At 73.5% G+C, this 8,076-nt stretch carries 7 protein-coding genes; 1 reads left to right on the plus strand and 6 read right to left on the minus strand.

The window, feature by feature from the left end:
* Positions 1-50: 50 nt before the first annotated feature.
* Genes H9645_RS12355 through H9645_RS12380 form a run of 6 tightly spaced genes read right to left on the minus strand, consistent with a single transcriptional unit; the run spans position 51 to position 7,555 of the window.
* On the minus strand, positions 51-1,121 hold the full coding sequence (locus H9645_RS12355; RefSeq protein WP_191729983.1) for an ROK family protein: 1,071 nt from the start codon (positions 1,119-1,121) through the stop codon (positions 51-53).
* Positions 1,122-1,175: 54 nt separating this feature from the next.
* Positions 1,176-1,841, minus strand: a complete 666-nt coding sequence (gene pdeM, locus H9645_RS12360; RefSeq protein WP_191729984.1) for a ligase-associated DNA damage response endonuclease PdeM — start codon at positions 1,839-1,841, stop codon at positions 1,176-1,178.
* Positions 1,825-4,362: a ligase-associated DNA damage response DEXH box helicase gene (locus H9645_RS12365; RefSeq protein WP_191729985.1), complete on the minus strand. Its 2,538-nt coding sequence runs from the start codon at positions 4,360-4,362 to the stop codon at positions 1,825-1,827. The genes pdeM and H9645_RS12365 overlap by 17 nt, the downstream gene beginning before the upstream one ends.
* On the minus strand, positions 4,362-6,068 hold the full coding sequence (locus H9645_RS12370) for an ATP-dependent DNA ligase (protein WP_191729986.1): 1,707 nt from the start codon (positions 6,066-6,068) through the stop codon (positions 4,362-4,364). The genes H9645_RS12365 and H9645_RS12370 overlap by 1 nt, the downstream gene beginning before the upstream one ends.
* Positions 6,068-7,060 (minus strand): ligase-associated DNA damage response exonuclease, encoded by a 993-nt coding sequence (locus H9645_RS12375; protein WP_189493981.1) that lies wholly within the window; start codon positions 7,058-7,060, stop codon positions 6,068-6,070. The genes H9645_RS12370 and H9645_RS12375 overlap by 1 nt, the downstream gene beginning before the upstream one ends.
* A 9-nt stretch (positions 7,061-7,069) precedes the next feature.
* A complete protein-coding gene (locus H9645_RS12380) occupies positions 7,070-7,555 on the minus strand; it encodes a pyridoxamine 5'-phosphate oxidase family protein (RefSeq protein WP_189493980.1) in 486 nt (161 codons plus the stop codon).
* A 185-nt stretch (positions 7,556-7,740) separates the two neighbouring features.
* Here H9645_RS12380 and H9645_RS12385 point away from each other — a divergent pair, with 185 nt between their 5' ends.
* On the plus strand, positions 7,741-8,007 hold the full coding sequence (locus H9645_RS12385) for a hypothetical protein (protein WP_189493979.1): 267 nt from the start codon (positions 7,741-7,743) through the stop codon (positions 8,005-8,007).
* The last annotated feature ends 69 nt before the right edge of the window (positions 8,008-8,076 follow it).

An 8,076-nucleotide genomic window follows, 5' to 3' on the forward strand; every position in this document is an offset into this window, starting at 1 on the left:
CCCCTCATCGATTCTCCGCGAAGCGTCGCGCCCCGGCCATCCGCCAAAGGTCAGCCCAGGTTGGAGTAGGACGCGTTGCCCAGGCCGGTGCCGATGGTCAGCACGCCCCAGCGCTTGGCATTGCGCATGCGCGGGCGCTCGCTCAGGCCCTGCACCACCGCGTCGTTGTGCAGCAGAACGCGCGGCGCGCGGCCGCGCACCGGCGCCAGCCAGGCGCCCAGCGCATCGGCCAGGAAGAAATCCTCCGCCGCCCAGTCGCCCGGCAGGTTCTGCGCGCCGTTGAGCAGGTGGCCGCGCGCGTCGACCTCGCCCGGACAGGCGATGCCGACGAAGGCCGCGAGGTCGATCCCGCGCGTGCGCGCATGCGCGGCCAGGCCGTTGAGCATCGCCCCCAGCCGCTGCAGCGCCTCCTCGCGCGTCGGCGCATCGTCGCCGTGGCGCCACTGCGCGTGCTCCAGGATGCGTGCTTTGCCGCCGCTGCGATCCTCGCCCAGGCGCGGCTCGACGATGCCGCAGCGGATGTTGGTGCCGCCGATGTCCACCGCCAGGAAGGCCTGCCGGCGCAGCGCGGCCGACGGCGCCAGCTGCACCCAGCCGAGCAGTCCGCCTTCGTCGCTGTCGTGGCCGAGCACGCGCAGGCGCACTCCGCTGCGTGCGAGCTTCAGCAGCCGCGCGGCGCGGCGGATCGCCAGCCGTCCGGCCTCGTGGCCGGGGAAGCCGCCACCCAGCACGATGTCGCGCACGCCGCGCCATTCCGGCTGCGCGATGAAGCTGCGCACCACCGCCACCAGCGCACGCGCGTACTCCTCGACGGCGAGGTGCACCACGTGCGCCGCGTCGGGATCGCCGCCGACGAGCACCATGTCGATCTCGCGCTTGTCGAGTTCGGCCGTGGGCGTGCGCCCGAAGGGATCGCGCGCGCAGGTGCTGTGCGCGCGGCGCGCCTGGTCCAGCAGTTCGCGGAACGCGGTCTGGCTGGCGCGGTCGCCCAGGAATCCACCTTCGGGATGGCGCAGCGGCAGGTTCCAGCTGTCGATGCGCACGCCGGTGCCGCGGGTAGCGGCATGGCCACCGCGGCGCGGGGCGGCGCGGTGGCTGGACGGTGCCTGGCGTGGCGGCATGCGGAGCTCCTGGTGCAGGACGCCCACGCTAACCGCCGCGGCGTCGTGCGCCGGTCAATGCGCTGCTGCCCGCCACGGTCCGTCGCCGTTGCCGGCAAGCTCGCCCTGCGCGCAGGCGATCCAGGCCTGTGCGTCCGACAGCAGCCAGCCCCCGGTGAACGCCGAGAACGCCGGCAGGATCGCCTGCCCCGGCGCCAGCGCCAGGGCCGGATGGCGTCCGGGCAGGCCCGGCAGTCGCGCCACCGGGTGCACGTGCCCGCACAGCACGTGGCCGAGGGCGGGATCGGGGGCTTCCAGCGGCACATGGCGGAAGCGGAACGGCCCGTCGCGCACGTCGTCGGGCAGGTGGACCACGCCGGCGGCATCGGCCACCAGCGCCCGGTCGTGGTTGCCGGCGACCACGCTCGCCACGCAGCCCGGATGCGCGGCCAGCAGGGCGCGCCACTCGGCCTCGACGCGCGGGTGGCGGCGGCCGTGCAGGAAGTCGCCCAGCACCCACACTTCGCGCGCCCCGGTCGCGTCGAGCAGGACGTGCAGCCGGTCGAGGTCGTGGCGCGTGCCGCCGGACGGCACGGCGATCCCGGCGGCACGCAGGATGTCGCCCTTGCCCAGGTGCAGGTCGGCGATGAGCAGCCGTCCGCGCGCCGGCCAGTACAGGGCGCGGTCGGCCAGCAGGCGCATCGGCTCGCCGGCCAGCAACAGGTCAAGCACGGCGGGCATGGCGCTCCTCCAGGCGTTCGGCGGCGCGCTGCACGCGCGTGCGCCAGTCCTCGGTGCTGAGCTGGCCACGCATCGATTCGGCCCACAGCGGGAAGGCCAGCGGCGTCAGGCCGCGCGGGCGGTGCAGCGCGAGGGGGCGCCGGCCACAGCGTTCGAGCGCGGCGCGCAGCCGCACCACCTCCAGCTGGGCTTCGAGGACTTCGCGCTCGGCCTGGGCCAGCAGCACGTGGCCGGGATCGTGGCGGCTGAGCACGTCGAACAGCAGGCTGCTCGAGGCCTGCAGCTGGCGCAGCGACCGGATGGCGCGCCCCGGCAGCGACGGCGGCAGCAGCCCGGCGACGCGCGCGATCTCCCGGAACTGGCGACGCGCGAGCTCGGCCAGGTTGAGGCTGGCGCGCAGGTCGTCGACCACGCCGTCCACGGCGAGCATGCGTGCGAGCAGGGCCTCGTCCGGCCAGGCTTCGGCCTGCGCGCTCAGCACCAGGCCGTAGTCGTTCACCGCCCAGGCGAAGGTGTTGGGCGCCTCGCGCGCCCAGCGCAGCGCCAGCAGCGGCGCCAGGCCTTCGTGCACCGCGCGCCCGGCGAAGGGAAACAGGAACAGGTGCCAGCCTTCGCGCGTCTTCACCGCCTCGGCCAGCAGGCTGTCTGGGGTGGGCAGGGAGGAGAGCCGCGACTGCAGCGACAGCAGCGGTGCCAGCGCGCGCATCTCGGGACTGCGCGGTGGCCGGGCCAGCACCGCCTCGACTTCCGCGGCCAGCTCGCTCGACAGCGGCATGCGCCCGCCCTGCCAGCGCGGCACGCTGCCGTCGCTGCGCCTGGCCAGGCGCACGAAGGCGGTCATGTCGCGCAGCTGCACCAGCTCCAGCGTGCGACCGGCGAACTGGAAGCGGTCGCGCGGACGCAGGCGCGAGACGAACGATTCCTCCACCGCGCCCAGCCGCGCCCCCTTGGCGAAGCGGACCTCGACGCTGCCGTCGCTGGTGATCGTGCCGATCGAGAGCCGGTGCCGGAACGCGACCCGGCGATCGAGGACGCGCCACGCACCATCGTCGTCGCGCACCACGCGCCGGTAGTCCGGATAGTGCTCCAGCGCGCTGCCGCCGCGGACGATGAAGTCGAGCACCGCCTGCCAGGCGTCGTCGGACAGCGCGGCGAAGGCGTGGGTGCCGCGCACTTCGTCCAGCAGCGCACCGGCGTGGAAGCCGCCGCCGAGCGCGAGCGTGACGCAGTGCTGCGCCAGCACGTCGAGCGACAGCCGCGGTGGCACGCGCGCCTCGATGCGCCCGGCCTCGATCGCGATGCGCGCCGCCGCGTACTCCGCCAGCTCCAGCGCATGCGTGGGCACGCAGACGACGTGACCGGCCTCGCCCGGACGGTGGCGCGCGCGGCCGCCGCGCTGCACCAGCCGCGCCATGCCCTTGGGGCTGCCCACCTGCAACACCTGGTCGACGGCGGGGAAGTCGACGCCAAGATCGAGGCTCGACGTCGCCACCACGCAGCGCACGCGGCCGTCGCGCAGGCCGGCCTCGGCCTCGGCGCGCAGCGAGGCGTCGAGCGAGCCGTGGTGCAGCGCCAGCGTCGCCGGATCGTCCAGCCACACCGCCTGCAGCGCCCGGTGCCAGAGCTCGGCCTGCGAGCGCGTGTTGGTGAACAGCAGGCTGCTGCGTGCGCGCTGCAGCACCGCGGCCACGCGCTCGAGCTGCGACAGGCCGAGGTGGCCGGCCCAGGGGAAACGCTCGCCCTCGGCCGGGATGAGGGTCTCGAGCGTCAGCCGCCTCGGTTTCGGGGCGGCGAGGATGGGCGCATCGGGCTGGCCGGGCAGCAGCACGTCGCGCGCTTCCCCGATGTTCCCCAGCGTGGCTGACAGCCCCCAGGTCCGCGCCGCGGGTGCGACCGCACGCAGCCGCGCCAGGCACAGCTGCAGCAGCACGCCGCGCTTGTTGCCCAGCAGCTCGTGCCATTCGTCGACGACCACCGCGCGCACCCCGCCCAGCAGGTCCGCGGCGTCGGGATAGGACAGGGCCAGGGCGAAGGATTCGGGCGTGGTGACCAGCACCTCCGCCTGGCCCTGGCGCGCCAGGCGTCGGTCGCGCGCGCTGGCGTCGCCCGTGCGCATGGCGACGGTCCACGGGATGCCGAGCGCCTGCACCGGTTCGCGGATCGCGCGCACGGTGTCGACCGCGAGCGCGCGCAGCGGGGTGATCCAGAGCAGGCGCAGGCGGGGTCCGGGCGATGATGCGCCGCGTCGCTTCGGCGCCGGTGCATCGCCGAGCCGGAGCGCTTCGAGCAGCGGCCCCCCGAGCGCGGCCAGCGTCTTGCCGCTGCCGGTGGGCGTGACCAGGAGGCCGGAGCCACCGGTCAGGTAATGCCGCCAGGCCTGTCGCTGGAAGGGCGCGACGCGCCACCCGCGCGCGGTGAACCAGGCCGTCAGCGGGGCGTCGAACCGCCCGCGGCTGCGCGCGGGCGGCGGCACTGCGGGCTGTCCGGCCGGCGATTGCCTGGAACCGGCGGCGGGCGCCATCACCGCGCCAGGGCCCGCAGCGCGTCGAGCGTGTCGGCCTCGCGCACCGGCTTGTCCTCGCGCCAGCGCAGGATGCGCGGGAAGCGCACCGCGACGCCGGACTTGTGCCGCCGGGACCGGTTCACGCCTTCGAAGCCGAGCTCGAACACGTGAGCGGCCTCGACCGAGCGCACCGGTCCGAAGCGCTCCAGCGTGTGCGCACGGATCCAGCGGTCCAGGCGCAGGATTTCCGCGTCGTCGAGCCCCGAGTAGGCCTTGGCCACCGGCACCAGCGCGTCGCCGTCCCAGAGGCCGAATGTGTAGTCGGTAAACAGCGTGCTGCGCCGGCCGCTCCCGGACTGGGCGTAGATCAGCACCGCATCGATGCTGAGCGGATCGACCTTCCACTTCCACCAGTCGCCGCGCCTGCGGCCGTGGCGGTAGGGGGAATCGCGGCGCTTCAGCATCAGGCCCTCGACGCCGCGATCGCGCGCCTCGTCTCGCAGCGCGGCGGCCTGCGCCCAGTCACGGGCCTCGACCCGCGGCGACAGCGCGATGCGAGCGGCGCTGCCGCCCGTGCCGGCACGGTCGTCGCCGTTCGTGGCGCTCCCGGCCTGCGCGGTTTCGCCAAGGAGATCAGCCAGCAGCGACCGCCGCTCGTCCAGCGGACGCGCGCGCAGGTCCTCGCCGTCGAGCTCCAGCAGGTCGTAGGCCAGCACGCGCGCGGGCGCGGAGGCCAGCGTCTTCGGCCCCGGCTTCAGGCGCTGGATGCGGGTCTGCAGGGCGCTGAACGGCATGGGCGCGCTGGCGGCAGGCTGCCAGGCCAGCAGCTCGCCGTCGATCACGCAGTCGCGCGGGAGCACGGCGGCCGCGGCTTCGATCTCGGGGAAGCGCCCGTCCATGCGCTCTTCGCCGCGCGACCAGAGCGCGACCTCGCCGGCGCGTCGGATCAGCTGCAGGCGGATGCCGTCCCACTTCCATTCCAGCAGCCAGTCGTCCACCGGGCCGAGGCCATCGGGATCCGACTCCAGCGGCGAGGCCAGGAAAAACGGATAGGGCAGCGCGGCATCGCCCGGCTGCGCCTCGGGCGACAACAGGGTCTCCATGAAGCCGGCGCCCGGCGTCCAGCGACCGAGCATGCGCTGCGCGATGAGGGCGATGTCGACGCCGGACAGTTCGGCCAGCGCCTGCTGCACCAGGCCCTGCGAGACGCCCACGCGCAGGGCGCCGGTCAAGAGCTTGTTGAACACCAGCCGCTCGCGGAAGACGAGGCTGCGCCAGGCGTCGACCACCACGGCACGGCGTGTCTCCGGGTCGGCGTTGGCGACCGGCGCGAGGCGACGTTCGATCCATTCCGCGAGGCCGAGGCCGGCGCTATCTTCGCCTGCCGGCAGGTACGGCAGTGCGTTGCCGGGCCCGGCGCCCTGCGTCACGGGCGGATCGTCCAGCAGCAGGGCCAGGGTTTCAGCGAGGTCGCCCACCTGGTGGTGGCAGGCTTCGACGAGCCAGTCCGGCGTGCCGGTTTCCTCGCCGATCCACGCGCGCAGCTCGCCCGTGGCCGCGATCTTCGCGCGCGCGCCGCCGATCTTCCCGCCGGCCAGCAGCCAGAGCGCCCACGCCGCATCGCGCGGCGGCGCGTCGCGGAAGTAGTCGACCAGGGCGCGGCGCTTGTCGGCGGTGCCGGTGCTGCGGTCGAGCCGCTCGTACAGGGCGGCGAAGCGGCGCATCAGTCGTCCTCGCCGTAGCCGGTCGCGAACACGCCGGTGTCGATGCCCTGCGTATTGAGCACGCGGACCAGGGCGTCGGTGTCACCGTGGGTGGCGATCACGCGGCGCGCGCCGGTCTCGTGCGCGGTGCGCAGCAGCGACGGCCAGTCCGCGTGGTCGGACACGACGAAGCCGCGGTCGTAGTTGCGGCGGCGACGGTTGCCGCGGATGCGCATCCAGCCGGAGGCGAAGCCCTGCTGCGCGCGCCGGAAGCGGCGGATCCACGGACTGCCCGCCGCGGACGGCGGCGCGATGACCAGCTCGCCGGCGAAGTCCGCCGCGCGCGCCTCGTCGGCCACGCGCCGCGTGTCGAGCAAGTGCACGCCGGCCTCCCGATAGACCTGCACGCCCGCGTCGATCGCGCCATGCACGAACACCGGGCGGTCGGTGTGGGCCGCGAGTTCGGCGAGGATCCGCTGCGCCTTGCCCAGCGCGTAGCAGTAGAGGATCGCGGCCTCGCCGTTGCCCGCGCACTCCTCGCGCCAGGCCACGATGTCCCGCGCCACCTCCGTGGCCGGCGTCCAGCGGTAGATCGGCAGCCCGAACGTCGATTCGGTGATGAACACGTCACAGGCGACGACCTCGAAGGGCGCGCAGGTGGGATCGGGGTCGCGCTTGTAGTCGCCCGAGGCCACCCACACCTCGCCGCCCGCCTCGATCCGCACCTGGCTGGATCCGAGCACATGGCCGGCCGGATGGAACGACAGCGTCGCGCCTCCGATCCGGAAACGCTCGCCGGCGGCGTGCACGCGGTAGTCCTGGTCGCCAAGGCGCCAGCGCAGGATCGGCAGGCCCTCGGCCACCACGTGGTAACAGCCCATCCCGGAACGGGCATGGTCGCCGTGGCCGTGCGTGATCACCGCACGGGGCACGGGCCGCCACGGGTCGATATGGAAGTCGCCGGCCGGACAGTACAGTCCTTCGGCCGTTGCCACCACGAGGTCACGCTGCATCGGCGGCCGTCAGCGCAGGTCGACTTCGCCGACCTTGTCCTTGTAGTCCTTCTTCGGGTCGACGCCGAGCAGCATCTTCACGCCGGCGAGCATGCTGCTGGCGTCGATCCAGACTTCGGCGTCTTCGGCGTCGAGGCGCAGCAGGCGCAGCTTCGGATCGTCCTTCCCTTCGTACCAGGCGCCGACGAAGGGGTTCCACAGGCGCTCCACCACCGCGCGGTCGGTATCGACGCGCAGTGAGCCGCGGATGCTGGCGAAGAGGTCGTGGCCCTTGGAGGCGAATCCGGCGATCGCGCGGCCACTGCCCGTGCCGAGCTGCTTGACCAGCGCATTGTCAGCGGACGTGAAGAACCAGATCGGCGAGCGCCGGTCCTCGGCAAGGCCCGTCATCGGCCGGGCGTGCCCGTCCTCCTGGCCATCGAGGCCGAGCATGACGGTGCGGTCGCTCTCCAGCGCCTTCCAGAACTTTTCTTCGAGTTCGCGGGGGTCGGTCATCGGTGTGCTCCTGTCGCACGGGGTGAGCCCCGGATGTAAGCACCCGCGCAGTGACAGCCACGTTGGCGTACGCCGGTTCACCCGGCACGGACCGGGCATGCGCGAACATCGACCGCCCATCCGGATGCACGTGGACAACATGCACGTCGACGCTCCGGATCACACGTCGAAAGGATCCGCGAACGATGAATCCCGACATCATCGGCTGGACGGCCTCGGCGATCCTGCTGGCCACCCTCTGCCGCCAGATCGTCACGCAGTGGAAGGACAAGGACGCGAAGGGCGTCTCGCGCTGGCTGTTCCTGGGCCAGATGGCGGCCTCCGTTGGCTTCATCGCCTACAGCTGGATGCTCGGCAACCGGGTGTTCATCGTCACCAACTCGCTGATCCTGCTGACCGCGGTGATCGGCCAGATCGGATTGCTGATGCGGCGACGGGAATCGGCGGGCTGAGGCCGCCGCGCGCCCAAAGAAAAACCCCGCAGCCGTGGCTGCGGGGTTTTGGGGTAAAGACCCTGGCGA

It is taken from the genome of Luteimonas colneyensis (genome assembly GCF_014836665.1).
GTDB lineage: Bacteria > Pseudomonadota > Gammaproteobacteria > Xanthomonadales > Xanthomonadaceae > Luteimonas > Luteimonas colneyensis.

Bases quoted from the DNA above. Each gene is read 5' to 3' on its own strand.
- H9645_RS12355 (WP_191729983.1), bottom strand. From the start codon at position 1,121: ATGCCGCCACGCCAGGCACCGTCCAGCCACCGCGCCGCCCCGCGCCGC.
- pdeM (WP_191729984.1), bottom strand. From the start codon at position 1,841: ATGCCCGCCGTGCTTGACCTGTTGCTGGCCGGCGAGCCGATGCGCCTG.
- H9645_RS12365 (WP_191729985.1), bottom strand. From the start codon at position 4,362: ATGGCGCCCGCCGCCGGTTCCAGGCAATCGCCGGCCGGACAGCCCGCA.
- H9645_RS12370 (WP_191729986.1), bottom strand. From the start codon at position 6,068: ATGCGCCGCTTCGCCGCCCTGTACGAGCGGCTCGACCGCAGCACCGGC.
- H9645_RS12375 (WP_189493981.1), bottom strand. From the start codon at position 7,060: ATGCAGCGTGACCTCGTGGTGGCAACGGCCGAAGGACTGTACTGTCCG.
- H9645_RS12380 (WP_189493980.1), bottom strand. From the start codon at position 7,555: ATGACCGACCCCCGCGAACTCGAAGAAAAGTTCTGGAAGGCGCTGGAG.
- H9645_RS12385 (WP_189493979.1), top strand. From the start codon at position 7,741: ATGAATCCCGACATCATCGGCTGGACGGCCTCGGCGATCCTGCTGGCC.